Origin of the sequence: Achromobacter deleyi (assembly GCF_902859705.1) — a bacterium.
Lineage (GTDB): Bacteria > Pseudomonadota > Gammaproteobacteria > Burkholderiales > Burkholderiaceae_B > Achromobacter > Achromobacter deleyi.
In genome coordinates, this window is the sequence record NZ_CADIJO010000006.1 from 52,176 (window position 1) to 76,862 (window position 24,687).

At 67.5% G+C, this 24,687-nt stretch carries 26 protein-coding genes and 1 tRNA gene; 13 read left to right on the plus strand and 14 right to left on the minus strand.

Going from position 1 to position 24,687, the window contains the following annotated elements; genetic code table 11:
• Positions 1–28: 28 nt before the first annotated feature.
• Entirely contained in the window at positions 29–424 is a 396-nt protein-coding gene (locus HV798_RS10860) for a GtrA family protein (RefSeq protein ID WP_029953778.1), read from the plus strand.
• Here HV798_RS10860 and HV798_RS10865 read toward each other — a convergent pair.
• Entirely contained in the window at positions 381–1,970 is a 1,590-nt protein-coding gene (locus tag HV798_RS10865) for an ArnT family glycosyltransferase (RefSeq protein WP_175195589.1), read from the minus strand. The genes HV798_RS10860 and HV798_RS10865 overlap by 44 nt on opposite strands.
• Positions 1,970–3,022: a glycosyltransferase family 2 protein gene (locus HV798_RS10870; RefSeq protein WP_025137507.1), complete on the minus strand. Its 1,053-nt coding sequence runs from the start codon at positions 3,020–3,022 to the stop codon at positions 1,970–1,972. The genes HV798_RS10865 and HV798_RS10870 overlap by 1 nt, the downstream gene beginning before the upstream one ends.
• Before the next feature lie 281 nt (positions 3,023–3,303).
• Here HV798_RS10870 and HV798_RS10875 point away from each other — a divergent pair, with 281 nt between their 5' ends.
• The 5 genes from HV798_RS10875 to HV798_RS10895 are packed head-to-tail and all read left to right on the plus strand — an operon-like array spanning position 3,304 to position 7,348.
• A complete protein-coding gene (locus HV798_RS10875) occupies positions 3,304–3,807 on the plus strand; it encodes a GNAT family N-acetyltransferase (RefSeq protein ID WP_175195591.1) in 504 nt (167 codons plus the stop codon).
• A 33-nt stretch (positions 3,808–3,840) separates the two neighbouring features.
• On the plus strand, positions 3,841–5,049 hold the full coding sequence (gene gltS / locus HV798_RS10880) for a sodium/glutamate symporter (RefSeq protein WP_175195593.1): 1,209 nt from the start codon (positions 3,841–3,843) through the stop codon (positions 5,047–5,049).
• Positions 5,046–6,575, plus strand: a complete 1,530-nt coding sequence (locus HV798_RS10885; protein ID WP_175195595.1) for a TAXI family TRAP transporter solute-binding subunit — start codon at positions 5,046–5,048, stop codon at positions 6,573–6,575. The genes gltS and HV798_RS10885 overlap by 4 nt, the downstream gene beginning before the upstream one ends.
• Positions 6,576–6,617: 42 nt before the next feature.
• Entirely contained in the window at positions 6,618–6,881 is a 264-nt protein-coding gene (locus tag HV798_RS10890) for a hypothetical protein (RefSeq protein WP_025137511.1), read from the plus strand.
• Positions 6,881–7,348 carry a YaiI/YqxD family protein gene (locus HV798_RS10895; protein WP_025137512.1) on the plus strand — a complete coding sequence of 156 codons (468 nt, stop codon included), beginning with the start codon at positions 6,881–6,883 and terminating at the stop codon, positions 7,346–7,348. Before HV798_RS10890 ends, HV798_RS10895 begins: the two co-directional genes overlap by 1 nt.
• 52 nt (positions 7,349–7,400) lie before the next feature.
• Here the strand turns inward: HV798_RS10895 and HV798_RS10900 are convergent, their stop codons facing one another.
• The 7 genes from HV798_RS10900 to HV798_RS10930 form a co-directional block, all read right to left on the minus strand.
• Positions 7,401–7,568 carry a hypothetical protein gene (locus HV798_RS10900; RefSeq protein ID WP_025137513.1) on the minus strand — a complete coding sequence of 56 codons (168 nt, stop codon included), beginning with the start codon at positions 7,566–7,568 and terminating at the stop codon, positions 7,401–7,403.
• Positions 7,569–7,842: 274 nt separating this feature from the next.
• Positions 7,843–7,917 (minus strand) — tRNA-Val (locus tag HV798_RS10905).
• Between the two features lie 60 nt (positions 7,918–7,977).
• Entirely contained in the window at positions 7,978–8,700 is a 723-nt protein-coding gene (dnaQ, locus tag HV798_RS10910) for a DNA polymerase III subunit epsilon (RefSeq protein ID WP_025137514.1), read from the minus strand.
• A 4-nt stretch (positions 8,701–8,704) separates the two neighbouring features.
• Positions 8,705–11,827 (minus strand): efflux RND transporter permease subunit, encoded by a 3,123-nt coding sequence (locus HV798_RS10915; protein WP_175195597.1) that lies wholly within the window; start codon positions 11,825–11,827, stop codon positions 8,705–8,707.
• A gap of 25 nt (positions 11,828–11,852) precedes the next feature.
• Complete coding sequence (locus HV798_RS10920; RefSeq protein WP_175195599.1) at positions 11,853–12,932, minus strand: efflux RND transporter periplasmic adaptor subunit; 1,080 nt, start codon at positions 12,930–12,932, stop codon at positions 11,853–11,855.
• A 199-nt stretch (positions 12,933–13,131) separates the two neighbouring features.
• A complete protein-coding gene (gene rnhA / locus HV798_RS10925; protein ID WP_175195600.1) occupies positions 13,132–13,593 on the minus strand; it encodes a ribonuclease HI in 462 nt (153 codons plus the stop codon).
• Positions 13,594–13,644: 51 nt separating this feature from the next.
• Positions 13,645–14,424, minus strand: a complete 780-nt coding sequence (locus HV798_RS10930) for a class I SAM-dependent methyltransferase (protein ID WP_175195602.1) — start codon at positions 14,422–14,424, stop codon at positions 13,645–13,647.
• 20 nt (positions 14,425–14,444) lie between these two features.
• On the opposite strand from HV798_RS10930, the gene gloB reads away from it, so the two are divergent.
• The 3 genes from gloB to fabI all read left to right on the plus strand — a co-directional run bounded on the left by gloB (position 14,445) and on the right by fabI (position 17,609).
• Positions 14,445–15,266 (plus strand): hydroxyacylglutathione hydrolase, encoded by an 822-nt coding sequence (gene gloB, locus HV798_RS10935; RefSeq protein WP_175195604.1) that lies wholly within the window; start codon positions 14,445–14,447, stop codon positions 15,264–15,266.
• A 7-nt stretch (positions 15,267–15,273) separates the two neighbouring features.
• Positions 15,274–16,689 (plus strand): transglycosylase SLT domain-containing protein, encoded by a 1,416-nt coding sequence (locus HV798_RS10940; RefSeq protein WP_025137520.1) that lies wholly within the window; start codon positions 15,274–15,276, stop codon positions 16,687–16,689.
• 134 nt (positions 16,690–16,823) lie between these two features.
• Positions 16,824–17,609: an enoyl-ACP reductase FabI gene (fabI, locus tag HV798_RS10945; protein ID WP_029953785.1), complete on the plus strand. Its 786-nt coding sequence runs from the start codon at positions 16,824–16,826 to the stop codon at positions 17,607–17,609.
• Between the two features lie 89 nt (positions 17,610–17,698).
• Here fabI and HV798_RS10950 read toward each other — a convergent pair whose 3' ends face one another.
• Positions 17,699–18,097, minus strand: coding sequence for an OsmC family protein (locus HV798_RS10950; protein ID WP_175195606.1), 399 nt, complete (start codon positions 18,095–18,097; stop codon positions 17,699–17,701).
• A 181-nt stretch (positions 18,098–18,278) separates the two neighbouring features.
• Here HV798_RS10950 and HV798_RS10955 point away from each other — a divergent pair, with 181 nt between their 5' ends.
• The gene (locus tag HV798_RS10955; RefSeq protein WP_175195608.1) at positions 18,279–18,956 is read left to right on the plus strand and encodes a tellurite resistance TerB family protein; all 678 of its coding nucleotides are present in this window, start codon (positions 18,279–18,281) and stop codon (positions 18,954–18,956) included.
• A gap of 62 nt (positions 18,957–19,018) precedes the next feature.
• On the opposite strand, the gene HV798_RS10960 is transcribed toward HV798_RS10955, so the two are convergent.
• From HV798_RS10960 to HV798_RS10970, 3 genes are all read right to left on the minus strand, one after another.
• Positions 19,019–20,005 (minus strand): tripartite tricarboxylate transporter substrate binding protein, encoded by a 987-nt coding sequence (locus HV798_RS10960; protein WP_175195610.1) that lies wholly within the window; start codon positions 20,003–20,005, stop codon positions 19,019–19,021.
• 30 nt (positions 20,006–20,035) lie between these two features.
• Entirely contained in the window at positions 20,036–20,917 is an 882-nt protein-coding gene (gene nadC / locus HV798_RS10965; protein ID WP_175195612.1) for a carboxylating nicotinate-nucleotide diphosphorylase, read from the minus strand.
• A gap of 128 nt (positions 20,918–21,045) precedes the next feature.
• The gene (locus HV798_RS10970) at positions 21,046–21,981 is read right to left on the minus strand and encodes an NUDIX hydrolase (RefSeq protein WP_175195614.1); all 936 of its coding nucleotides are present in this window, start codon (positions 21,979–21,981) and stop codon (positions 21,046–21,048) included.
• A gap of 187 nt (positions 21,982–22,168) precedes the next feature.
• Between HV798_RS10970 and HV798_RS10975 the strand changes: the two genes are divergently transcribed.
• A complete protein-coding gene (locus HV798_RS10975; RefSeq protein WP_175195616.1) occupies positions 22,169–22,399 on the plus strand; it encodes a hypothetical protein in 231 nt (76 codons plus the stop codon).
• Between the two features lie 27 nt (positions 22,400–22,426).
• Here HV798_RS10975 and HV798_RS10980 read toward each other — a convergent pair whose 3' ends face one another.
• Positions 22,427–22,762 carry an STAS domain-containing protein gene (locus tag HV798_RS10980; RefSeq protein ID WP_175195618.1) on the minus strand — a complete coding sequence of 112 codons (336 nt, stop codon included), beginning with the start codon at positions 22,760–22,762 and terminating at the stop codon, positions 22,427–22,429.
• A 194-nt stretch (positions 22,763–22,956) separates the two neighbouring features.
• Here HV798_RS10980 and HV798_RS10985 point away from each other — a divergent pair, with 194 nt between their 5' ends.
• Positions 22,957–23,388: an ATP-binding protein gene (locus tag HV798_RS10985; protein WP_025137528.1), complete on the plus strand. Its 432-nt coding sequence runs from the start codon at positions 22,957–22,959 to the stop codon at positions 23,386–23,388.
• 134 nt (positions 23,389–23,522) lie between these two features.
• On the plus strand, positions 23,523–24,674 hold the full coding sequence (gene alr, locus HV798_RS10990) for an alanine racemase (RefSeq protein WP_175195634.1): 1,152 nt from the start codon (positions 23,523–23,525) through the stop codon (positions 24,672–24,674).
• Positions 24,675–24,687 lie beyond the last annotated feature (13 nt).

A 24,687-nucleotide genomic window follows, 5' to 3' on the forward strand; every position in this document is an offset into this window, starting at 1 on the left:
CCCGCCATTCTTCGTCGACACGCCCCACATGCGCGCCCTGCTTCAACAAGTCAGTCTGTTCATCGCCGTCGGATGCGCAGCGGCCGCTACCCACTGGGGCGTGGCCGTCACCTGCGTCGAGGCCCTGGGCGCCGCGCCGCTCCTGGCCAACCTCATCGGCTGGCTGGTGGCGTTCGTGGTTTCCTTCAGCGGGCACTACCGGCTTACGTTCAGACATTCCCACACACCCTGGACCATAGCAGTCCGCCGTTTCTTCTTCATTTCAGCCGTGGGCTTCATCATCAATGAATCCGCTTACGCCTGGTTGCTGCGAGTAACGGCGGTACGCTACGACATCCTGCTGGCCCTCATTCTTGTCGCCTTGGCGGTCGCCACCTTCATCACGAGCCGGCTTTGGGCATTTCGCCACAAGCCCGCTGCTTGAAGGCGGCGTCCGTCACCACCTGCCAGATCACGTATTTCACGCTGGTCGCCACCGGCTGCAAGCCTTGCAGGGCCCGGTAGTTGCCGCCGTCCGAGCTGGTGCCCCAGACCCAGTAGCGCGAGCCTTGCGGCGCGGCGCACAGGCGGGCATCGAATTCCTGCTGGCTGATCAGCACCTGCTTGCCGATCTGCGGTTCGAACTTGGCGGCGTCGTACAGTTCTTTGCGCCAGTTGTCGCGCACCGGCACATCCGGATTGAGCCAATCGTCCACCACCCATGACGGCTGGGGCGCCTGGGCATACAGCGCCAGGTCGAACGGATAGGTGTGCAGCGACACATAGGTATCGCCGGGCTGCGCCAGCGGGCGGATCACGGCGGCCAGGGGGCCGGCGCTGCCGCGGGCGCTGTGCGCGGCGATGCCGATGGCCAGCACGCAGATGCCCGCGCCGACGCCGACGCAGATGCGCACCAGCCGGGGCGCCAGCGTGTCGCCCTTCTGGCGCCAGGCGGCCACGATGACTTCGGCCAACAGGAATGCCAGCGCTGGCAGTGCAGGCAGCACGTAGCCGACCAGTTTGGAATTGGGCAGCGAGAAAAAGCCGACCACGACGACGAACCAGACCAGGGCCAGGCGGCGCAGGTCGCGCTGCGGGCCTTCGGCCCAGAAAGCCTTGCGCAGGATGCCGCCGCCCCACAACGACCAGGGCAGCGCCAGCCCCACCACCACCGGCAGGTAGAACCAGAACGGCTGGGCGTTATTGAAGCCGCCCTCGGCGAAACGCTGGAAGTGCTGGTAGACGAAGAAGTAGTCGTAAAAACCCGGGTATCGGATCTGCATCAGCACGAACCAGGGCACGGCGACCACCGCGAACACCAGCAGAGCCGGCGGCCACACCAATGCGGCCAGGCCGCGCCAGCGGCGGGACCACACCAGCCAGATGAACAGGATCGCGCCAGGCAGCACCAGGCCGATCAGGCCCTTGGCCAGCACCGCCAGGCCCGCCAGCGCGGCGGCCGCCAGCGACATCCAGCGATAGGCCTGGCCACGTTCGGCGCGCAGCACGGTATCGGCCGCGGCCAGCACGCACAGCGTGATCAGGCCGGCCACCAGCATATCCAGATTGGCGAATTGCGAACCGCCGTAGAAGAACGGCAGCGTGGCCAGCACCAGCGCGGTGATCGACGCGCTGGCGGCGTCGCGATAGCGGCGCACGAACGCGTAGAGCGCGGCGATGGCGGCCCAGGACGCCAGCAGCGACGGCACGCGCGCGGCCCACGGGTGCACGCCGAACAGCGTGAACGACAGCTCGGTCATCCAGTAGTACAGCGGCGGCTTGTGGAAATACGGCATGCCATCGAGCAGCGGCACGGCATGCGAACCGCTGCGCAGCATGTCCCAGGCGACCCCTGCGTAGCGGCCTTCATCGGGCAGCGTCAGCGGACGCACCCAGGCCAGGAAGATCAGCCAGAAGCCGATCGCGAGCAGGAACCATCCTGCCGGCGGGGTCCATTCGGAGCGCGCCGGGCGTTGCATCGCGGTGCTCATCAGTGTGCGGCCTTGTCGGTACGGGCAGCATGCCCCTGGCGGCGGCGCACCACGAACAGCGGGCGTCCCTTGACCTCGTCGAAGATGCGGGCGACGTATTCACCCACCACGCCCAGCGAAATCAGGTTGACGCCGGCAAAGAACAGCACCGCCGTCACGATCGTGGTCCAGCCCGACACTTCATTGCCGGACACCAGGTATTCGACCACCAGATAGCCTGCGTACGCCATCGCGATCACGGCGAACAGCACGCCGACCAGGCTGACCAGGCGCAACGGCCAGGTGGTGAAGGCGGTCAGGCCGTCCAGCGCCAGGCGCGCCAGGCGCATGTTGCCGAAGCGGCTGTTGCCGTGCATGCGCTCGTCGGGCGTGTAGGGCAACGCTTCGCCCTTGAAGCCCACCCAGGCGTACAGGCCCTTCATGAAGCGGGTGCGTTCGGGCAGCGCATTGAGCGCATCCACCACGCCGCGGTCCATCAGGCGGAAGTCGCCGGCATGGGCCGGCACATCGACGCCGCGGGCGCCGCTGAGCAGCTTGTAGAACCAGCGGGCGCCCGTGCGCTTGATCCACGATTCGTCGTTGCGGGTCTCGCGCACGGCGTAGACCATCTCGGCGCCGGCGGCCCAGCGGGCCAGCATCTGCTCGATCAGCGCGGGCGGATGCTGCATGTCGGCATCCAGGCAGATGACCACGTCGCCGGTGGCGCTTTCCAGGCCGGCGCTCAGCGCGGCTTCCTTGCCGAAATTGCGCGACAGCTGCACGTAGCGAAAGCCGTCGTACTGGGTCCATTCGGCCATCAGCGCTTCGGTGCCATCCGTGCTGCCGTCATCGGCCACGATGATTTCCCAGCCACTGCACAGCGCGGCCAGGCGGCTGCGCAGCAACGGCAGCAGCACGCGCAGGTTCTCGCATTCATTCAGGCAGGGAATGACGCAAGTCACGCAGGTGTCGTAGGGCACGTTGGCGGCAGCCGTCGGCCAGACCGTTTCCACGGGAAACGCTTTGGTCAGGACTTGCTGCCCCATGGGCTCGGACCGGAATTGGATGTGCATAAGGCTCTGAAAAACTGGAATGCGGGACGGTATGGCAAGCAGTATGCGCAGGGGCTCGTCGAATTTTCATGAAATGTTTCGTAGTCCATGGCGGTGCCCCTGCAACCAATTCTAGGCAGCGGATCGGGCCAAATGTATGAAGCCGCGTGAATCTCTGTCCCCCATATGTGAAGGGACGTAAAGCAGGGGGACCGGATGCCATCCGCCCCTGGTTTTCCAGCCCGGTAAAATGCGCGAAGTTATTGTTTTACAAGGTGGTTATGCAATATCGAGTCCGCCCCATGCTGGCCAGCGACGTCGACGCCATCCTGCAGGTCCAGGCCGTGGCCTACCCGGATTTCCTGCTGGAAAGCGCTGACTTCTTCCTGAACCGGCTGACGCTTGCGCCTGCCCATTGCTGGGTGGCTCAGGCCGCCGCGCCGCCAGCGGCATCGGCCTTGCTGGGCTATCTGGTGTCGTACCCCTGGGACGCCGGCCTGCCCCCGACACTGGACGCGGCGCTGACCTCCCTGCCCGAACCGGCCGATCACTGGTTCCTGCACGACTGCGCGGTAGCGCCGTCGGCCCAGGGCCTGGGCGTCGGGCAGGCGTTGCTGCACGCCGCGGCCCAAGGCGCCATGCAGTGCGGTTTACAGCGGGCCAGCCTGGTGTCGCTGGGTTCGGCGGTGGGGTATTGGGTCCGCCATGGCTATGCGCCCGTTGCCGCCGGCGGGCAAGACCTGGCGGCCAAGCTTGAAGGTTACGGGCCGCAAGCCAGCTACATGGCGCGTGCATTTCCGCTCTGAATTCACTGCGCCCCGCGGGGCGCGAAGGTATCCATGATTTCGCTTTCCCCAGTCCAATCCCTGCTGGCCTGCTGCCTGGTGCTTGCCATCGGCCGCGTACTGACCTCCCGGATCGGCGTACTGGCGCGCTACAGCATCCCCGACCCGATCGTCGGCGGCTTGCTGTTCGCCGTGGCCGCCTACTTGCTGTCCACCTGGGGCGGCGTGTCGGTGGCCCTGGAAACCAGCATCAAGCCGACGCTGTTGCTGCTGTTCTTCGGCTGCATCGGCCTGACCGCGAACCTGAAGCTGCTGGCCAAGGGCGGCCCGCGCCTGATCGCGTTCCTGTTGGCGCTGATTCCCTTCCTGGTGCTGCAGAACGCGGTGGGGCTGGGCATGGCCTGGTTGCTGGACATGCATCCGCTGATGGGCCTGCTGGGCGGCACCATCACGCTGGTGGGCGGGCACGGCACGGGCGCGGCCTATGCCACGCGCTTTGCCGACGTCAACAACATCCAGGACGTGATGGCGCTGGCCATGACCGCGGCCACCATGGGCCTGGTGCTGGGCGGCGTGGTGGGCGGCCCGGTGGCCGAATGGATCATGCGGCGCCACAAGCTGCGCGGCAGCCTGGACCCGCAGGCCGACGGCAGCCACGACGTACCCGACCTGGCCGGCGCACAGGCGCCGTCGACCGCGGCCTCGTTCATCACGTCCATGACCGCCGCCTTCGTCTGCCTGGTGGCGGGCGGTTTCCTGGCGACGCTGGTGGAAGGCGCGCCCGTCAGCCTGCCCAACTTCCTGTGGTGCCTGGCGACCGGCGTGCTGATCCGCAACGGCGGCGAACGCCTGGGCCTGAAGCTGGACGACCGCGCCACCGAAATCATCGGCACCATCACGCTGTCGCTGTTCCTGGCCATGACGATGATGACGCTGGACCTGTCCAGCGTGGCACGGCTGGCCGGACCGCTGGCGCTGATCCTGGCGGTGCAGACGCTGTTCTGCGCGCTGTATGCGGCCTGGGTGGTATTCCGGCTGCTCAAGCGCGACTACGAGGCCGCCATCATGTCGGCGGCCTTCTGCGGCTTTGCGCTGGGCGCCACCGCTACGGCCATCGCCAACATGCAGGCGCTGACCCGCCGCCATGGCCCGGCGCCGCAGGCCTTCATCGTGGTGCCTGTGACCGGCGCCTTCCTGGTGGACATCCTGAACGTGATCGTGCTGACGTCCCTGATCTCCTTGCCGTTCGTGGGGGGGATGTGAGCATGCTGAAACGCATTCTGCTGATGGCCCTGTGCCTGCTGCTGGCCGCCTGCGGCCGCGCGCCCGACACCGATGCGCTGCGCGCGGACGTCGAACGCGGCCTGGCCGCCACCTATGGCGCGGGCCTGTTCCGCGTCGATGACATCAAGCGCATGGGTTCGGCCGCCGACAGCAATGCGCCGGCCGGCGAGACCCGCCGCGTGGTCTATTACGACCTGCGCCTGGAAGTGGTGCGCGACATTTCACTGGGCGCCTGGGACCAGCCCGGCGCGGCCGCCCTGGTGACCCTGCTGGGCGCCGGCCCGCGCAGCATCAGCGGCGTCAAATCCAGCGGCAACCAGGCGGGCGACCGCATCGTGGCGCACGCCAGCGCCATTTACCGCAAGGACGGCGATGCCTGGACCTTGGTGACGCCGGCCGGGTTCAAGGCCGCCGAAGCCCCGGCGCTGGACACCGGCGCGCCGCCGCCCGTGACGCAGCGGCTGCTGGACACGCTGGACCAGATCACGCATTCGGTCGCCTACAGCGCATCCAGCACCGCGCAGCATGTCGTGCAGCAAGAGCTGGAACGCTCGGTCGCCCGCATCAACGGCAGGCTGGCACGCATGCAGCAGGGTTATCCGCTGGCGGGCGGCCCGGACCGCGGCGAATACGTCACCTTCGCGCGGGCGCTGGGCAACGTGGGCCAGGCCCGCCAGATCCGCGTCACGCCGCTCATTACCGGCGGCGGCGCCGAAAACATCGCCCTGCTGCGCAGCGGCGATGCGGTGGTCGGGCTGGCCCAGGCCGATACGGCCAAGCTGGCTTACGAGGGCCGCGGCCCGTTCGCGGCGCAAGGCCCCTTCACGGGGCTGCGGGCGCTGGGCAGCCTGTACCCTGAAATGGTGCACATCGTCGTGCGCGATGACGCGGGGCTGCGCAATGTGCGCGACCTGAAGGGCAAGAAGATCGCCATGGGCGCCGAAGGCTCGGCGGTGCGCGCCACGCTGGAAACCGTGCTGGCCGCGCATGGCCTGCAGGCCGGCCGCGACTACGAAGCCGTGCCCGCCACGTTCACCGGTTCGCTATCGGCGCTGAATTCCGGCGCGATCGACGCGGCCGCGCAGGTGATCGGCGTGCCCGCGACGCCGCTGCGCGACGCGCTGACCCAGGCGCACCTGATGCTGCTGCCGCTGGACCCCGCCGCGGTCAAGGCGCTGGCGGCCCAGGACAGCGCGCTGATGCCGATGGACATCGTGGCCGGCACCTACCCCAACCAGCCCGAGCCGGTCGCCACCGTCGGCATGGCCGCGCTGCTGCTGACCACGGCCGACCTGACCCGCGACGAGGCCCTGCAAGTGGTACGCGCGGTCTACCAGACCGGCCAGGACCTGCTGGCGGCCGGCTCGGCCCAGGGCGCGCAGGTCAGCGTCGCGACCGCCCGGCGCGGCCTGACGGTGCCGCTGCACGATGGCGCCGAGGAAGGGCTGGCGGCGCTGGAACACCCCAAACCCCGTCCGGGACCCACCGAACCCGGCAAGCCTTGAGCGCGCTTGCGCTTATGATTGCGATCCCAATCAGGAATCTTCATGAATAAATTCGATCTGCAAAAGAACCAGGCGCTGAAACTGGCCGGCCAACTCAAGCAAGCCGCCACGCCCGACCGCTTCGGCACGGCGTCGCAGGCGCCCGACCGCCGCGAGCAGCGCAAGCTGGACCAGGCCGCCGGCCTGGTGCCGTTTCCGCTGAAGCTGTCGCAGGCGCAAGCCGACGCGCTGCGCGCGGCGGCCGCCGAACGCGGCATCACCACCAACGACCTCGTCGCCGAAGCCCTGCAGAAGGCCCTGGGCTGATGCATATCTGGGTCGATGCCGACGCCTGCCCCGGGGTCATCAAGGACATCCTGTTTCGCGCCGCGCAGCGCTGGCAGGTGCCGCTGACCCTGGTGGCCAACCAGGCGCTGCACACCCCGCCGTCGCCGCTGATCCGCGCCGTGCAGGTGCCGCGCGGCTTCGACGTGGCCGACGCGCATATCGTCGAACGCGCGGCCGCGGGCGACCTGGTCATCACCGGCGACATTCCGCTGGCGGCGCAGGTACTGGAAAAAGGGGCGATGGCGTTGAACCCGCGCGGCGAACGCTATTCGCCGGAAACCATCCGCGAACGGCTGGCGGTGCGGGACATGATGGAAGAATTGCGCGCCAGCGGCGTGGATACGGGCGGACCGCCCTCGTTCAGCCAGGCGGATCGCAAGGCCTTCGCCAACCAGCTCGATACCTTGCTGGCACGGGTGGCGCGCCAGGCGGCGCCCAAGGGCTGAACACGGCAGGCCCCCGCCCGCCGGTGCGTGGCCGACGCGGGCTACGCGATCCTCAATAGAACGTGATGTACGCCTTGTAGATGATCGTGCCGATGGCCGTGATGAGGCCAATGCCCATCAAGCCCATGCCGATATTGCGGTCCCGCAGTCCGAACCCGACCAGCATGAGCGCCACGCCTGTGACGATGATGATCAACATGGTGTTGGTGCTGGGGTGCATAAGGGTCTCCCGAAGCGTGGGTTTCAGCTTCGATCGGTCAGCGTCGATCTCGGCTTCGATACTTCAGCTTCCATCATAGACAACCCCGGGGACGATAGCGCGCAAGCGCCATCGCGTGGCTTGCGCCACGTCAAGAAAGACGTAGAAAGCAGGCGCAGAAAACAAAAAAGCCAACCGCGGGGTTGGCTTCATTGCTTTGGCTCTATTGCTTTGCACTGCTATCTCGAATCACGCTTGCCCGCTTTGCAGCCAGGCCAGGTTCTTCGAGGGTCTTTGGTGGGTGGTACAAGTTTCGAACTTGTGACCCCTGCCGTGTGAAGGCAGTGCTCTACCACTGAGCTAACCACCCCGAAAGAGGCGAAATATTAGCACGCTTTTTTGGAAGTGTGCAAGTCGCCTGTGAAAAACTTCAGTTGACCGCCGCCGGCGCGTCCATTTTGCGCCAGACGCATTCCCCGCCCACCGACTTGTCCAGCGCTGCCAGGTAGGTTTCGTGCTCGGCCAATTCGGCCTCGCTGGCCTTCACCACCGGCAGGCCGGAGGCGTCGAAGCGGGCCAGCACCATGCCGCCGTTGGCGCCCTGGTCGTTGTCGTCCACGTCGATGAGCAGCGCGTCCTGCCCGCGGGTCATGGCCAGCCAGACTTCGGCCAGCAACTGCGAGTCCAGCAAGGCGCCGTGCAGCGTACGGTGGGCGTTGGAAATGCCGAAGCGGTCGCACAGCGCATCCAGCGAGTTGCGCTTGCCCGGGAAGAGCGAGCGCGCGTGCAGCAGCGAGTCGGTGACCGTGTCGCAGTATTCGGTGATGACGCCACGGCCGGTCTTGGCCAGTTCGGCGTTGAAGAACTTCACGTCGAACGCGGCGTTGTGTGCGATCAGCTCGGCGCCCTGGATGAACTTCACGAATTCGTCGGCCACTTCCGCGAAACGCGGCTTGTCGGACAGGAATTCGGTGGTCAGGCCGTGCACCGCCAGCGCCTCGGGGTCGCTGTCGCGGTCCGGGTTCAGGTAAATGTGCAGGTTGTTGCCGGTGGCCATCCGGTTGACCAGTTCGACGCAACCGATTTCGACGATGCGGTGTCCCTGGGCCGGGTCCAGCCCGGTGGTTTCAGTGTCAAAGATGATCTGGCGCATAAAGCTATTCCGACGCTTGGGCCGCAGACGTCGGCCGCGTGTGGGCATCCGGGGCGCCCGGCTCGGCCGGGGGATGCGCTGCGCTGCCGGCGGGGCCGGGTTTCTTGCGTGCGGTGGCGATCAGGGTGTAGGCCACCGGCACGACGAACAAGGTCAGTAGTGTACCCAGCATCAGCCCGCCCACCAGAACCCAGCCGATCTGCTGGCGCGATTCGGCGCCCGCGCCGGTCGACAGCGCCAGCGGCACCGTGCCCAGCACCATCGCGCCCGTGGTCATCAGGATCGGGCGCAGGCGCAGCACGCTGGCCTCGGTGACGGCCTCGAACAGTTCCCTGCCCTCGTCGCGCAGCTGGTTGGTGAATTCCACGATCAGGATGCCGTGCTTGGTGATCAGCCCCACCAGGGTGATCAGCCCGATCTGGCTGTAGATCGACAGCGTGCCGCCGGTGAGATACAGCGCCAGCAGCGCGCCGGTCATGGACAGCGGCACCGACAGCATGATGATGAAAGGGTTGCGCCAGCTTTCGAACTGCGCGGCCAGCACCAGGTAGATGAAGGCCAGCGCCATGGCGAAGACCAGGTAGATGCTGCCGGACGAATCGCGGAATTCGCGCGACTGGCCGTCCAGGTCGGTCACGACCGTGTTGGGCAGCACTTCGCGGGCCACCTGGTGCATGTGGGTCAGCACTTCGCCCAGCGCGTAGCCAGGCGCCACGGCGGCGTCGATCTTGACCGCGCGCAGGCGGTTGAAGTGGTTCAGCGACTGCGGCGACACGCCTTCGTGCACGCCAAGCAGGTTGTCCAGCTGCACCATGCTGCCGTCGCGCGCCCGGATGTGGATGCCGGAAATGTCGGTGGGGTTGGCGCGGTCGCGCGGGGTCACCTGCACGATCACGTCGTACTGCTCGCCCTGGTCTTTGTAGCGGGTGACCTGGCGGCCGCCCAGCATCGATTCCAGCGTGCGGCCCACGGTGTCGACATTGGCGCCCACGTCCGCCATCTTGTCGCGATCCACCCGCACCCGCAGTTCGGGGGTATTCAGGCGCAGGTCCGTGTCCAGGTTCATCAGGCCGGGATACTTGCGCAGTTCGGTCAGGAACACGTCGGTCAGGCGCGCCAGCTCTTCATAGGACGCCTGGCTCATGATGATGAATTCCACCGGCTTGGACCGGGCGGACTGGCCCAGCGACGGCGGATTGGTGGGGAACGCGCGCACCCCGGGCAGCGACGAGAACAGCGGCTGCAATTCCTGCGTGATGGCCTGCTGCTTGCGGCCGCGCTCTTCCCAGGGTTTCAGGCGCAGGATGGCGGTGCCGTCGGTGACGGTGGGAAAGCCCACCGTGACCTGGCTGCCGCTGGCTTCGGGAATGGCCGCGTAGAACCCCTCGATGCCCTGCATGCTGTCCAGCGTGTAGTTCAGCGTGGCGCCCTCGGGCGCGCTGACGATGCCGAACACCACGCCGCGGTCTTCGATGGGCGCCAGTTCGCTCTTGACCACCTTGAACAGCACGCCGCTGCCGGCGGCCACGGCCACGCCGATGACCACCACCAGCCAGCGATGCCGCAGCGATGCGCCCAACAGGCGGCGGTAGCCGTTGCTCATGCCGTTCAGCCAGCCTTCGATCAGGTTGTACCAGCGGCTGTGGCTGCTCTGGTGGCGCAGCAGCACCGAGCACATCATGGGCGTGAGCGTCAGGGCCACGAAGCCGGACACCAGCACGGCGCCGGCCAGCGCCAGCGCGAATTCGATGAACAGGCGTCCGGTGCGGCCGGTGGCAAACGCCAGCGGCGCGTACACGGTGACCAGGGTCATGGTCATGGCCACCACCGCGAAACCGATCTCGCGCGAGCCGCGCAGCGCGGCTTCCTTGCGCGGCATGCCGTCTTCGATGTGGCGGAAGATGTTTTCCAGCACCACGATGGCGTCGTCCACCACCAGGCCGATGGCCAGCACCATGGCCAGCAGCGTCAGCGTGTTGATGGAAAAGCCGAACAGGTACATCAGCGCGCAGGCGCCCACCAGCGACACCGGAATGGTGACGATGGGGATGATGCTGGCCCGCAGGTTGCGCAGGAAGAAGAAGATCACCAGCACCACCAGGATGATGGCTTCGCCGATGGTGTGGAACACCGAATCGATGGACCGCTCGATGAACACCGACGAGTCATACGCGATGGTGAGCTTCATGCCGGCCGGCAGATTCTCGTTCAGGCGCACGATTTCCTCGCGCGCCGCCTTGGAAAGTTCCAGCGGGTTGGCGGTGGACTGGCGCGTGACGCCGATGTTGATGGCCGGCTTGCCGTTGAAACGCGACAGCACGCGGTCGTTGGCGGCGCCGATCTCGACCTTGGAGACGTCGCGCAGCCGCACCGGGTAGCCCTTCACGTTGGCGACGATGACGTTCTCGAACTGCGTCGGGGTCTGCAGGTCGGTGGACGACACCACCGAGAATTCCCGCGCCCGCGATTCGATGCGCCCGGCGGGAATTTCGACGTTCTGGCTGCGCAGCGCGGTCTCGACGTCCTGCACGGTCAGGCCGTAGGCGGCGAGCTTGTCGCGGTCCACGTAGATGCGCATGGACGGCAAGCGCTCGCCGAACACCCGCACTTCGGCCGCCCCCGGCAGCACCGACAGCCGCGTCTTGATGTAGCGGTTGATGTAGTCGGACGTCTGGATCGCCGAGTACGAACCGGATTCCACCGCGATGTAGATGATGGGCTGGGAATCGGCCTCGACCTTGCCGATGATGGGCTCGTCGATCTCGTCGGGCAGGAAGCGCCGCGCGCGCGAGACCTTGTCGCGCACTTCGGCCGCGGCGGCGTCCGGGTTGCGCGACAGGTTGAACTTGATGTTGATGAGGCTGCGCTCTGAACGGCTGCGGGACGTCATCACGTCCACGCCTTCGATGCCGGCCAGCTGGTCTTCCAGCGGCTTGGTCACCTGCGATTCGATCACCTCGGGCGAGGCGCCCTTGTAGGTGGTGTCCACCGACACGATGGGTTCGTCGATCTTGGGGTATTCGCGCACCGACAGGCGGGAATACGAGATCAGGCCGATCAGGATGATGATCAGCGACAGCACCGACGCGAACACCGGCCGATTGATACAGGTTTCGGAGATACGCATGGGGCAGCCGCTCGCGGATGTGGCGTCAGGCGCCGTTGTTCACGACCTGCACGGCGCCGCCGTCGGTCACGCGCTGCAGGCCGGACACCACCAGCTGGTCGCCCAGGGCCACGCCCGTCAGGATCTCGACGCGGCCTTCGCGGCGTTCGCCGATGGTGACTTCGCGGCGCTCGGCCACGCCGTCCTTGACCCGGTAGACGTACTGCGTTTCGCCGGACGGCGACAGCGCGGCTTCGGGCGCGACCAGCGCCTTGTCCTGGTTGAACATCAGTTGCACGCGGGCAAACATGCCCGGGCGCAGCACCGAATCCTGGTTGGCCACCGTGGCCCGCAGCAGGATGGAGCGCCCGCCCGCGTCGATCAGCGGGCTGACGGCGTACACCAGGCCCTGGCGTTCCTGGCCGGGCAGCGCATCCAGGCGCAGCGTCAGCTGCTGGCCCACGCCGACCTTGCTCAGATACATTTCCGGCACCCGGAAATCCACCTTGAGCGGGTCGATGGCTTCGAGCGGGGCCAGGTCCTGGCCCTGGTTGACGTAGTCGCCCACCGACACGCTGCGCAGGCCGGCAAAGCCGGCGAAGGGCGCGGTGATGGTCATCTTGTCCAGGCGCGCCTGCGCCAGCGCCACGGCGGCTTCCTGTACCTTGAGCGTGCTGGCCGATTCGTCGCGCGCCTGCTGGCTGACGAAGCCCTTGCCCTGCAGCGCCACGGCGCGGCGGTAGTGGCTCTGCGCCAGCGTCAGGTTGGCGCGGGCCTGGGCCAGCTCGGCGCGCGGCACCGAGTCATCCAGCCGGATCAGTGGCTGGCCGCGCTTGACGGGCTGGCCTTCCTTGAATTCGATGGACTGGATGCGCCCGGCCACTTCGGGCCGCAGCACGACGGCCTCGTCCGAACGCAGGCTGCCCACGGCCGACAGGCCACGGGCGAACGGAATTTCAGTGACGACGGCGACCTCGACCCGCGCGGCGGCGGCCTTGGGCACCGGTTTGGCGGCCGCCTTGGATTCGACGGCGCCCGGCGCAAGCCAGCGCGGCACGAATACGCCAAGCGCGGCCCCCGCGGCCAACCCGGCCGCGACGGCGGCCAACAGTACAGCTTTTTTCATGCGCGAATGTGGCGGTATCGCGGCGCGCGCCACGCATGCCCCGCAGGGGCGGCGCCGCTGGATCTGGAATAAGGCTTGGCACTTTAGCACCCGGATTTACATACTGGAACAATCCTGTAGCGCGCTGAAAGCACTAAACCACCCGACCCAGGGTATATCCCGATGCGGCATGGGCGCCGTCGGCCCAATTGCGGCCCGATCAGCCGCGTTTGATGGATTCCACGCCCTGGTTGGCGAGCTGGTCGGCGCGCTCGTTGCCGGGGTCGCCCGTGTGGCCGCGCACCCAGCGCCAGGACACGGTGTGGCGGCGCACCTGGTCGTCAAGGGCCTGCCACAGTTCGGCGTTCTTGACCGGTTTCTTATCGGCCGTCATCCAGCCGCGGCGCTTCCAGTTGGCCAGCCATTCGGTCATGCCCTTCATGACGTACTGGGAGTCGGTGTGGATGGTGACGATGCACGGGCGCTTGAGCGCCCGCAGGCCCTCGATGACGGCCAGCAGTTCCATGCGGTTGTTGGTGGTCTGGGCCTCGCCGCCGTGCAGCGTCTTTTCGTGCGCGCCGGCGCGCATCAGCACCCCCCAACCGCCCGGACCCGGGTTGCCCTTGCAGGCGCCGTCGGTCCACATTTCCACTTTCTGGTCGTTCGCGTTGTTGTCCTGCATGGTGCTGCTGGTATGTCCTTGTACTGTCACAGTGAAACCGGCGGGGCCGCTTCAGGAGCGGTCGAAACCGTCGTCCGCCTGGCGATTGACCACCACCGACGCCGCGCGGGCGCGCTTGGGCTTGGTCTTCCAGGCGGGCCCAATGATACGCATGCCGGCCACCCGCTTGACGGCCGACACCAGATAGACGGCGCCGCCCAGGCTCCACCAGCGCGCCCCCGCCGATTCCAGGAAGCCCCAGCGCTGCAGCCATTTTTCGCTGCGGCAGGCCGGCGCGTAGCAGCCGAAATGGCTTTGCTCGACTTCCAGCGACAGCAGCTTGAACCAGTCTTTCAGGCGCGGCAGCGAGACTTGCGACGACGGTGGCTGCGGCAACCAGGGTTCCATGCCGGGCATGCGGGTGCGCGCGCCCCACATGCTCCAGGGGTTGAAGCCGGAAATCACCACCCGCCCTTCGGGCACCAGCACGCGCTCGACCTCGCGCAGCACGTTGTGCGGTTCGGCCGCGCATTCGAACGCGTGCGGCAGGATCAGCAGATCAACGCTCTGGGATTCGAACGGCAGGGCCTCGGGCTGGGCCAGCACCACCCGCGACTGCCAGCCGGCGATGCTCTCGGGGGTGGGCGTTTCGGTGCCGACATAGCCCTTGAAGGGCATGCGGTTGGCGCGCAGCAGGTTCATGTCGGCCAGCCCGACCTGCCAGGCGTAATATCCAAACACGTCCGCCACGGCCGCGTCGAACTGCGCGCGTTCCCAGGCCAGGGCATACTGCCCGGGCGGCGTCTGGAACCATTCAGCCAGTTCTACAATCGGCGCAGTCTCTTCTGCCACGTCTTATTCCTTCGAATCTCATGCAAGCCTTGACCGCCCCCGCAGGCGGCCGCGAAAGCACTGCCGCGGTCTTGCCTTTGCCCGCCTTCACCGACAACTATATCTGGGCCATCGTCCGCGACGGACAAGCCGCCGTGGTCGACCCCGGCGAAGCTGGCCCCGTGCTGCAATGGCTGGCCCGCGAAGGCCTGAAGCTGCGCGCCATTCTACTCACGCACCACCACGGCGACCATGTGGGAGGCGTCCTGGAATTGTCCCGCATTGGCGGCATCACGGTATATGGGCCCGCCCGCGAGACGCTGCCGCGCTGCGACGTGCCGCTGGTCGAGGGCGATCGGGTGGAAATCCCCGAACTGGACCTGGACCTGACCGTGCTGGACGTGCCCGGCCACACCGCCGGACACATCGCCTACGTCGGCCGGGCGGCGGGAAAACAGCCTGTGCTGTTCTGTGGGGACACATTGTTTGCGGGGGGGTGCGGCCGGCTTTTCGAGGGCACTCCCGCGCAAATGCATGATTCCTTGGAAAAATTTTCTGTTTTACCGCCAGATACACAGGTTTTTTGCGCACACGAGTACACTCTAGCGAACTTGCGCTGGGCCATGGCAGTCGAACCCGCCAACCGCACCCTGCAACAGTGGTATCAGCGGGCCCAGCAATTACGCGCAGAAGGTCTTCCCACGCTTCCCTCGACCATCGGTCAGGAACGCGCGACCAACCCGTTTTTGCGTACGCAGCAAGCTGACGTCGTCCGCGCCGCAATTGACTGGGCCGGCCGCGACCAAACTACGCCGGTAGAGGTTTTTGCCTCCCTTCGTGAATGGAAGAACGAATTCAAGTGACCGCCCGATGAAGCTATCCCGACTCCTTCTGCCACTTCTGATGGCAGTCCTCGCCGGTTGCGCAGGAACCAAATCCCCCGACAGCAAGAACCTCACCACCAACTCCCAAGGGCGCTACATCGCCCGCGACACGTCCCGCACGGTTGACCTGACCAACCCGCCGGCCGACGCCTGGGACCGCATCCGCCGCGGCTTCGCCATCCCCAACCTGAACACCGACCTCTCGCAACAGTGGACCGACTATTACGCGTCCCACCCCGAGGCGGTGCAGCGCATGGCCGAGCGCGCCGGCAAATACCTGTATTTCATCGTCGACGAAATCAACCGCCGCGGCCTGCCGACCGAGCTGGCCCTGTTGCCCTTCGTCGAAAGCGCCTACAACCCGACCGCCCTGTCGCGCGCCCAGGCCTCCGGCCTGTGGCAGTTCGTGCCGGCCACCGGGCAGCACTTCAACCTGAAGCAGGACTGGTGGCGCGACGAGCGCCGCGACCCCATCGCCTCGACCAACGCGGCGCTGGACTACCTGGAAAAGCTGTTTGAAATGCAGGGCGACTGGTACCTGGCCCTGGCCTCGTACAACTGGGGCGAAGGCTCGGTGCAGCGCGCCATGGCCAAGAACGAAGCCGCCGGCCAACCCACCGACTACCTGTCGCTGAACATGCCGGACGAGACCCGCAACTACGTCCCCAAGCTGCAGGCCATCAAGAACATCATCGCCGACCCGCAGCGCTACGCGGTGGCGCTGCCCCCGGTAGGCAACACGCCCTACTTCGTGACGGTGCAGAAGAACAGCGACATCGACCTGGAAATCGCCGCCAAGCTGGCCGAAATGCCGCTGGACGAATTCAAGGCCCTGAACCCGTCGTTCAACCGCCCCGTCATCCGCGGCGACCACGGCCCCACCCTGCTGCTGCCGGCCGACCGCGTCGAAATCTTCAACGCCAACCTGACCAACTACAAAGGCGACCTGAGCGCCTGGAAGGTCTACCACTCGCGCCGCGGCGAATCGTACGCCTCGATCGCCAAGCGTTTCGGCGTCACCGAAGCCAAGCTGCGCGAAACCAACGACATCGGCTCGCGCCAGAAGGTCGCGTCGGGCCAGTCGCTGCTGGTGCCGGGTGATCCCGGCACGGGCGGCGTGCAGCTGGCCTCGCTGGCCGCCCCCGTGGGCGCGCTGGATTCGGCCCCGGCCAGCACCAAGACGCCGGCCCCGCGCGGCAAGGCCGCGGCCCCCGCCGCCCGCGGCGCGTCGGCCCGTCCCAATGTGCGCACCCACAAGGTCCGCCAGGGCGACACGCTGTTCTCGCTGGCCAAGCAGTACGGCACCTCGGTGGATGCGCTGCGCGCCCTGAACAACCTGAAGGGCAATGCGCTCAAGATCGGCGCCCAGCTGCGCGTGCCGGGCACCAACGCCCGCGGTTGAAGTCCGGGGCCGAGACCCGGCCCCCCGTCATATCTCGCGGCGCCCACCAGGGCGCCGCGCCGTTTTGTCCGCGGAGCCGCCAAACTCCTTAAAATAGGCGGTCTCCAGAAGGAAAAAATTCAAAGGAACCACACATGGGCTTTCTCGCCGGCAAACGCATCCTGGTCACCGGGGTGCTTTCGAACCGCTCCATCGCCTACGGCATCGCGCGCGCCTGTCACCAGCAAGGCGCCGAACTGGCGTTCACCTACGTGGGCGACCGCTTCAAAGACCGCGTGAGCGAATTTGCCGCCGAGTTCGGCAGCGACATCGTGCTGCCGTGCGACGTGGCCGAAGACAGCCAGATCGAAGCCACCTTCACCGACCTGGCCAAGCGCTGGGACGGCCTGGACGGCCTGGTGCACTCCATCGGCTTCGCGCCGCGCGAAGCCATTGCCGGCAACTTCCTGGACGGCCTGTCGCGCGAAGGTTTCCGCATCGCCCACGACATTTCCGCCTACAGCTTCGCCGCCATGGCCAAGGCCGCCCTGCCGCTGATGGAAGGCCGCAACGGTTCGGTGCTGACGCTGACCTACCTGGGCGCCGAGCGCGTGGTGCCCAACTACAACACCATGGGCCTGGCCAAGGCCTCGCTGGAAGCCAGCGTGCGCTACCTGGCCACGGCGCTGGGCCCGCGCGGCATCCGCGCCAACGGCATTTCGGCCGGCCCGATCAAGACCCTGGCCGCCAGCGGCATCAAGGACTTCTCGGCGATCCTGAAGTTCGTCGAGGCCCAGGCGCCGCTGCGCCGCAACGTCACCATCGACGACGTCGGCAACGTGGCCGCCTTCATGCTGTCGGACCTGGCCGCTGGCGTCACCGGCGAGATCACCCACGTGGACGCGGGCTTCTCGACCGTCGTCCCGGGCATGGAAGACTGATACCGGACGGGGCCTGACCCGGCCTGGGTCGGCCCAGCCTGCCTCGGGCAGAACAAAAAAACGGACCTGCGGGTCCGTTTTTTTTTGGTTCAGGCCGGCCGCACGATCAGCGTGGACACCTGGACGTCCACCGCCGTCATCAGCTTGTGGATCGGGCACTTTTCGGCCACGGCCAGCAATTCATCGATCTGCGCGTCGGTCAGGTCGCCGTGCAGCGTCAGCTTGGCCGTCAGGCGGTAAATGCCCTTGCGCTCTTCGCCGGCATCGCGCACCACGTCCACCCCCACCGATTCCAGCGGCAGGCCCTTGCGCTGCGCATAGACCATCAGCGTCATGGCCTTGCAGCCGCCCAATGCGGTATCGAAATAGTCGTGCGGGTCCGGGCCGGCGCCCTGCGGCTGCGGCATGTCCAGCGGCAGGTCGTGGCCTTCGGCCGTGGCGGTGAATTGCAGGGTGTTGGGCGCGTTCTGGCGCACGTGGATCGTCATGGGCGGGGTTCCTTGCGTTGCGGGCGGCGCGCGCGCACCGCCTCTGCCCAGGTTGTAGCATCCGCCGCGGTCGCCCGCCCGGGCGCGCTACATCCATTTCTGACTGTAAGCTGAACTTCCTGCCGCGGCCGTGGTCGGATATTCCTGTCCGCAAGACCATTCGCATTCACCAGGGGGCCACATGAGCGCCAGACAACTTCTCGATCAATTGCTGCAATCCGGCCAAGGCCTGCTGTCCGACGCCAGTACCAAGGTGCAGGGCGCCACGGGCGGCAAGGGCTCGTTCCTGACCGGGCTGGGCGGCGGCGCGTTGGGCGCCGGCGCGCTGGGCCTGCTGCTGGGCAGCAAGAAGGCCCGCAAGATTGGCGGCAAAGTCGCCATGTACGGCGGCATGGCGGCGCTGGGCGCCCTGGCCTATCGCGCCTATGGCGACTGGCAACGCAACCAGGCCGGCGCGCCGTCCGGGCCGCCGCAGACGCTGGACCGCCTGCCCCCGCCCGAAGCCGAGCAGCACAGCACGGCGGTGCTGACGGCCATGATCGGCGCGGCCAAGGCCGACGGCCATATCGGCCCCGAGGAACGCGCCCTGCTGGAAACCGAGATGGGCAAACTGTCGTCCGATGCGCAGGACCGCCGCTGGCTGGAGGCCGAGCTGGCCCGTCCGCTGGACCCGGCCGCGATCGCGCAGTCGGCCAAGACCCCTGAAATGGCGGCCGAGATGTATCTGGCCAGCCTGCTGGTGGTGGACGAGGAAAGCTACATGGAACGCGCCTATCTGGACGAGCTGGCGCGCCGCCTGCAGTTGCAGCCCGGCTTGAAGGAACAGCTGGAACAGCACGCCCGCGCGGCGGTGGCCTGAGGCCAGGTTGAGGGCCGTGGCATCGACGCCCGGGGTCTGCGGCCCAGGCGTCGATCCCCGCCTCAGTCCGCGCGCAGCCCGATCGCCTCGGTCAGCGCCGTGTAGCGGTCGATGTCCGCATTGATCATGTCCTGGAACGCGCGTGGCGAGCTGATGGTCGGCGTGAAGCCCTGCTCGCGCAACGACGCCTGCACATCCGGCCGCTGCACGATCCGGGCGACCGCCGCGTTCAGCTTCGCAACCACCGCAGGCGGCGTGGCGGCCGGCGCCAGCAGGCCATGCCATTGATCCAGCGCGTAATCCGGCACACCCTGCTCGGCCACCGTCGGCACCTCGGGCAGTAGCGGCGAGCGTTGCGGCGAGGTGACCGCCAGCGCCCGCAGCTTACCCGCCGCGATCAACGGCGCGGCGCTCGAGGCCGTGACGATACCCACCCCCACCTGGCCTGCCATCACATCGGTCAGCGCCGGACCGCAACCCTTGTAAGGCACATGCTGCAACGACGCGCCGGTGGCGCGCGCCAGCATCTCACCCGCCAGGTGCTGGGGCGTGCCGTTGCCGCAGGAGGCGAACGGCAGGGGCCTGTCCGGCCGTGCGGCAGTGAGCGCGTCGTCCAGGTTGCGCAAGGCCGATGCCGCCGGCACCACGAAGACGGACGGCACAAAGGCCACGTTGATCACCGCCGCGAAATCGCGCTTGGGTGCGAAACCCAGGTTGCGGTAGACCCCGGGATTGATGGCAAAGGAACTGTTGACCATCAGCAAGGTGTAGCCGTCGGGCGGCGATTCGGCCACGATGCGCGCGCCGATATTGCCGCTGGCGCCGGGGCGGTTTTCCACCACCACGGGCTGGCCGAACTGCTCTTGCAGGCTGGCGCCCAGGCGGCGCGCCAGCAGATCGGTGCCGCCGCCCGGCGGAAACGTCACGACGATGGTGACGGGATGGGTCGGGTAGGACGCATCGGACGGCGTATCGCCAGAGGGCGGATTGCCGCAGGCGCCCAGCGCCAGGGTCAAGAGCAGGGCCGGGGATAAAAGCGCGCGTTTCATGATTTTCTGCCTGTCGTGGCGGGGCCGGGCTCAGGCGTCCAGGCCGATGTCCAGCACCTTGGCGCTGTGGGTCAGCCAACCCACGGCGATCTGGTCGACGCCGGTGGCGGCTACCGCGGCGGCGGTGTCGGGGGTGATGCGGCCGGACGCTTCGGTAATGGCGCGGCCGCGCGCCATGGCGACCGCCTGGCGCAGTTCGTCCAGGCTCATGTTGTCCAGCAGCACCACGTCCACGCCCAGCGCCAGCGCGGTTTCCAGCTGGGCCAGCGTGTCGACTTCCAGCTCGATCTTGACCATGTGGCCGACGCCCGCACGGGCACGCTGCACCGCGGCTTCGACGCCGCCGGCCAGGGCGATGTGGTTGTCCTTGATCAGCACGGCGTCGTCCAGCCCAAAGCGATGGTTGCTGCCGCCGCCCACGCGCACCGCGTACTTCTGCACGGCGCGCAGGCCCGGCAGGGTCTTGCGCGTGCAGGTGACGCGGGCGCCATGGCCTTCGATGGCGCGGGCGATGGAGGCCGTCGCGGTCGCCACGCCGCTCAGGTGGCACAGGAAGTTCAGCGCCACCCGCTCGGCAGTCAGCATGGCGCGGGCGTTGCCGCGGATGCGCGCGATTTCCATGCCGGGCTCGAGCGCGGCGCCATCGCGTTGCGCCACGGTGAATTCGATAGTGGGGTCCATGGCTCGAAACGCCAGGCGCGCCAGGTCCAGCCCGGCCAGCACGCCTTCCTGGCGCGCCACCAGGCGCGTCTCGGCCACGGCGTCGGCGGGCACGATGGCGTCGGTGGTCAGGTCACCGGCACGGCCCAGGTCTTCGAGCAAGGCCGCGCGCACCAGCGGCTCCAGCATCACATCCGGCAAGGCGGGAATGGCCAAACGGGCGGCAGCGGGCACTTCACCTTTTATGCTCATTTTGAGTATTTAGTAGTTAAAAAAAGGCGCGCAAGGAATGCGCACTACTTATGCTAGAGATGAGCATATTGCTTGTCAAGCTGCGGCGCAGCATGCCGGACAGGCACCGCGTCGGGAGGGGTGACGCGTCAGAGACCGCGGGACAAGGGCAGTTTGCTGCCCGCAATGGCGCGTTCGAGCAGCACGTCGCGGCGAAAGCGAAACAGCTTGGCGGGCCGGCCCGCCGTGCCAGTAGCCATGTCGCCAGTTTCTTCCACCAGCGCCTGCTGTTCGATCAGGCGGCGAAAGTTCTGCTTGTGCAGGCCGCGTCCGGCCAGGGCTTCGACGGCCAGCTGCAATTGCAGCAGCGTGAATTGCGCCGGCATCAGTTCGAACACCACCGGGCGGTACTTGATCTTGGCGCGCAGCCGCGCGATGCCGGTGGCGAGAATGCGGCGATGGTCGTGGCGCATGGGTTCGCCCGGCAGCACGGCCGCCGCGGCGCCCGGTTGGCGGCGGGCGGATTCGGGCACCAGGCCGGCTTCGAACAAGAGTTCGTAGCGCTGCAAGACCATGTCTTCGTTCCAGGCCGCGCCGTCCAGCCCGAACGTGATGGCGGCGCGCTGGCGCCGGCGGCTGCGGGTGGCGGCCTCCGCCGTGTCGTCGCACCAGGCCAGCAGGCGCGGCACGATCTGCGCGTCGACCAGGGCGGGCGTGCCCGCGCGCCGGTCTTCCCAGGGGAAATAGCGGTACCAATCCTGCCAGCCCACCTGCGCCACGCCGGTTTCGCCGGCCTCGCGCGTCAGGCCCAGGTAGCTGACCGACATGACGCGCGCGCCCGATTCATCGGAACGATCGCCGTCGGCAAAGGTGTAGAGCTGCTCGACGTAGCCCAGCGGATGATGCGTCTGGGTTTCGACCCAGGCGCGCAAGCCCGCCTGCAAGGACCGATGGGACAGTTCGAACGGGCCGGCCGGCAAGGCCCGCGCGTCGTCGGTCGTCAGGACCCGCGGTTCGCCGTTGGTGACGGCGACGAGGACGGCGACGAGTTCGGCATGCACGGAGCGTTCGACGGATTCGGTCAAGGTAGGCGTGGAAAAAAGGAGGAAACCAGGCGCTGCGAAGCGCTCGGCATTATAAGGTTCGGGCCCTGCAACAGCCCCTTGCAAACGTGACAGCGCAAAGCCCCTGATGGCGGGCTCACGGACCTAACATGGGACGTGAATGTCGGTGCGCCGCCATCCTGGGACGCCCGCAACCGGAGCCGAGACCATGTTGAAAAACACGCCCGATCCCGCCGCCACCCCGCCCGCCCCCGCGGCCGAAAAACCGCCGCCCGTCGACCCTCGCAAAGGCACCGGCATCCTGCCGATGCCTGATCAGAGCGAGACGGTGGCCGGCATGCCGCGACGCGGCCGCGCCATCGAAGAACCTGGCGATCCGGGCATCATCACGCCCGAAGACGACGTGCTGGACACGTCTTACGAAAACCGCAAGGGCTGAGCCCGGCAAAGCCTGGCCAGGGGTCGCTCAGGCGACCTTGGCCACGGCTTCCTGGCGCGTGTCGACCACGGTCAGGATGGCCAGGAAACCACTGATGTCGAACACTTCGCGCACATGCGGCTGCATGGCGCACAGCGCCAGCGCGCCCGAGCCCTGCTTCAGGCGCTTGGCCAGCACCAGCACGACGCGCAGGCCGGCGCTTGAGATGTAGTTCAGGTTGGACATGTCCAGCACGAAGCGGCGTTCGCCTTTTTCGACCTGCGACAGCAGGTCGGCTTCGATGCCCGCGGCGTTGCCGCTGTTGATCTGGCCTTCGGGCGAGACAACCAGCACTTCTCCGACTTTCTCGACTGCGAGATTCATAGTGGTTCCCGATAAGTGACCGGCGCCCCCGGTCCCGGCCCATGCGGGTGGCGGCGCGATGCCGAGATGATACGCGAGGCGCCCGCGCAGCCAAACGCAATCTTCCATACGCCGGACAGCGCCGTCCGTTACGCCACCTGCCAGCAATCGGGCATACTTGCACCTGCACGTGTACCACTGAACGCAAGGCGACCATGCCCTCTCAGCCCGATACGCTTGACCTCGTTCCCGACGCCCACGCCGTTGCCTCCGCCATGCAATGGATCGAGGCCATCGCCGAGCGCGACACCTGGTCGCCCAAGCTGAGTTTCGGTCTGTCCTTGAGCCTGGACGAAGCGCTGACGAACATCGTTTCATACGCCTTCGACGATCCCCTTCTTGCCCCGGACCCCGCCCGCGTCAGCCTTGCCTGCCGCCAGGACGGCGAATGGATATCGCTGGAGATAATCGACAATGGCCGGCCGTACGATCCCACCCAGACCCCGCCTCCGCCTTTGGCTGCAACGCTCGATGACGCCGAGATCGGCGGCCACGGCGTGCGGCTGATGCAGCACTATCTGCACGACCTGCGCTACCTGCGCCACGGCGACGAAAACCGCCTGACGCTCATCATGCGCGCCGCGTGACCTTCCCCCGGCGCGCCCGATCAAGATGCGCTATCGACAACTTGTAATGCATAGACAGAAAGTACCGAACAAAACCGGTCGATCTGTCACTCATGCATAGACTGCGCGCGTACCTGCGTGCAGCCCACGCCCAGATGCCGCCCGTGAACGCACCCTATCGTCCAGAAGGATTGATTGCCCGCCCCCTGTATGCCCGTGTCGACGCGGGCGCCGTGGCCCATAACCTTGCCCGCCTGCGCGCCGCGCTGCCGGCCGCCGGTGCGCCGCGCCTGTGGGCCACCGTGAAGGCCGACGCCTATGGCCACGGCCTGGCGCGCGTGCTGCCCGCGCTGCGCGATGCGGACGGCCTGGCCGTGCTGCACCTGGACGAAGCGCGCAACTGCCGCCGGCTGGGCTGGCGCGGCCCGGTGCTGGTGTACGGCGGCCTGTACTCGCAGGCCGATACGCTGCTGCTGGACACGCCCGGCCTGCATCTGGTCATTACCCATGCGGCGCAGCTGCAATGGCTGGCGCAGTCGCCTGCGGCCGAACGGCCCGCCGTGTGGCTGCGTTTTGCGGGCGATATCCACCACACCGGTTTCAGCGCCGACGACTACCGCGCGGCCTTCGAGGTCGCCACGGATCTGGCGGCGCGCGGCGTGATCGGCGAAGTCGGCCACCTGAATCACTACGCCCGCGCCGATGAGGCCGATGGCGTTGCCACGGCCGATGCCCAGTTCCGCGAGGTGATCCGCGGCCTGCCGGGCCCGGTATCCACCAGCAATTCCGCCGCCGTGCTGCGTCACGGCCTGCAGGCGGCCGCCACGCAATGGGTGCGGCCGGGCCTGGCGCTGTATGGCGCCAGTCCGTTCGCCGATCGCGCTTCGTCCGACCTGGGCCTGCTGCCCGCGATGTCGCTGCACTCGCAGGTGGTGGGCGTGCAGCGCGTGAAGGCCGGCGCCGGCGTGGGCTACAGCGGCGCCTTCCTGGCGGCCGAGGACATGGCGGTCGGCATCGTCACCTGCGGCTATGCGGACGGCTATCCGCGCCATGCCCCGACCGGCACACCGGTGGTGGTGGCGGGCATGCGCACCCGCCTGCTCGGACGCGTGTCGATGGACATGATGGCGGTGGACCTGGGCCCCGTGCCGCAGGCCGCGATCGGCGCGCCCGTCACGCTGTGGGGCGCGGACGGCCTGTCGGTGGAAGAAGTGGCGTCGTCCGCGGGCACCATCGCGGCGCAATTGCTGACGGGCCTGTCGGCCCGGGTGCCGGTGGCGCAGGCCGGCGCGGGCCCGGCGCGCTGAATGCCGGCGCCCA

What these genes read in the sequence shown, in the direction of transcription:
- HV798_RS10860 (WP_029953778.1), top strand. Translation starts at nt 29, where the DNA reads ATGCGCGCCCTGCTTCAACAAGTCAGTCTGTTCATCGCCGTCGGATGC.
- HV798_RS10865 (WP_175195589.1), bottom strand. Translation starts at nt 1,970, where the DNA reads ATGAGCACCGCGATGCAACGCCCGGCGCGCTCCGAATGGACCCCGCCG.
- HV798_RS10870 (WP_025137507.1), bottom strand. Translation starts at nt 3,022, where the DNA reads ATGCACATCCAATTCCGGTCCGAGCCCATGGGGCAGCAAGTCCTGACC.
- HV798_RS10875 (WP_175195591.1), top strand. Translation starts at nt 3,304, where the DNA reads ATGCTGGCCAGCGACGTCGACGCCATCCTGCAGGTCCAGGCCGTGGCC.
- gltS (WP_175195593.1), top strand. Translation starts at nt 3,841, where the DNA reads ATGATTTCGCTTTCCCCAGTCCAATCCCTGCTGGCCTGCTGCCTGGTG.
- HV798_RS10890 (WP_025137511.1), top strand. Translation starts at nt 6,618, where the DNA reads ATGAATAAATTCGATCTGCAAAAGAACCAGGCGCTGAAACTGGCCGGC.
- HV798_RS10895 (WP_025137512.1), top strand. Translation starts at nt 6,881, where the DNA reads ATGCATATCTGGGTCGATGCCGACGCCTGCCCCGGGGTCATCAAGGAC.
- HV798_RS10900 (WP_025137513.1), bottom strand. Translation starts at nt 7,568, where the DNA reads ATGCACCCCAGCACCAACACCATGTTGATCATCATCGTCACAGGCGTG.
- dnaQ (WP_025137514.1), bottom strand. Translation starts at nt 8,700, where the DNA reads ATGCGCCAGATCATCTTTGACACTGAAACCACCGGGCTGGACCCGGCC.
- HV798_RS10915 (WP_175195597.1), bottom strand. Translation starts at nt 11,827, where the DNA reads ATGCGTATCTCCGAAACCTGTATCAATCGGCCGGTGTTCGCGTCGGTG.
- HV798_RS10920 (WP_175195599.1), bottom strand. Translation starts at nt 12,932, where the DNA reads ATGAAAAAAGCTGTACTGTTGGCCGCCGTCGCGGCCGGGTTGGCCGCG.
- rnhA (WP_175195600.1), bottom strand. Translation starts at nt 13,593, where the DNA reads ATGCAGGACAACAACGCGAACGACCAGAAAGTGGAAATGTGGACCGAC.
- gloB (WP_175195604.1), top strand. Translation starts at nt 14,445, where the DNA reads ATGCAAGCCTTGACCGCCCCCGCAGGCGGCCGCGAAAGCACTGCCGCG.
- HV798_RS10940 (WP_025137520.1), top strand. Translation starts at nt 15,274, where the DNA reads ATGAAGCTATCCCGACTCCTTCTGCCACTTCTGATGGCAGTCCTCGCC.
- fabI (WP_029953785.1), top strand. Translation starts at nt 16,824, where the DNA reads ATGGGCTTTCTCGCCGGCAAACGCATCCTGGTCACCGGGGTGCTTTCG.
- HV798_RS10950 (WP_175195606.1), bottom strand. Translation starts at nt 18,097, where the DNA reads ATGACGATCCACGTGCGCCAGAACGCGCCCAACACCCTGCAATTCACC.
- HV798_RS10955 (WP_175195608.1), top strand. Translation starts at nt 18,279, where the DNA reads ATGAGCGCCAGACAACTTCTCGATCAATTGCTGCAATCCGGCCAAGGC.
- HV798_RS10960 (WP_175195610.1), bottom strand. Translation starts at nt 20,005, where the DNA reads ATGAAACGCGCGCTTTTATCCCCGGCCCTGCTCTTGACCCTGGCGCTG.
- nadC (WP_175195612.1), bottom strand. Translation starts at nt 20,917, where the DNA reads ATGAGCATAAAAGGTGAAGTGCCCGCTGCCGCCCGTTTGGCCATTCCC.
- HV798_RS10975 (WP_175195616.1), top strand. Translation starts at nt 22,169, where the DNA reads ATGTTGAAAAACACGCCCGATCCCGCCGCCACCCCGCCCGCCCCCGCG.
- HV798_RS10980 (WP_175195618.1), bottom strand. Translation starts at nt 22,762, where the DNA reads ATGAATCTCGCAGTCGAGAAAGTCGGAGAAGTGCTGGTTGTCTCGCCC.
- HV798_RS10985 (WP_025137528.1), top strand. Translation starts at nt 22,957, where the DNA reads ATGCCCTCTCAGCCCGATACGCTTGACCTCGTTCCCGACGCCCACGCC.
- alr (WP_175195634.1), top strand. Translation starts at nt 23,523, where the DNA reads ATGCCGCCCGTGAACGCACCCTATCGTCCAGAAGGATTGATTGCCCGC.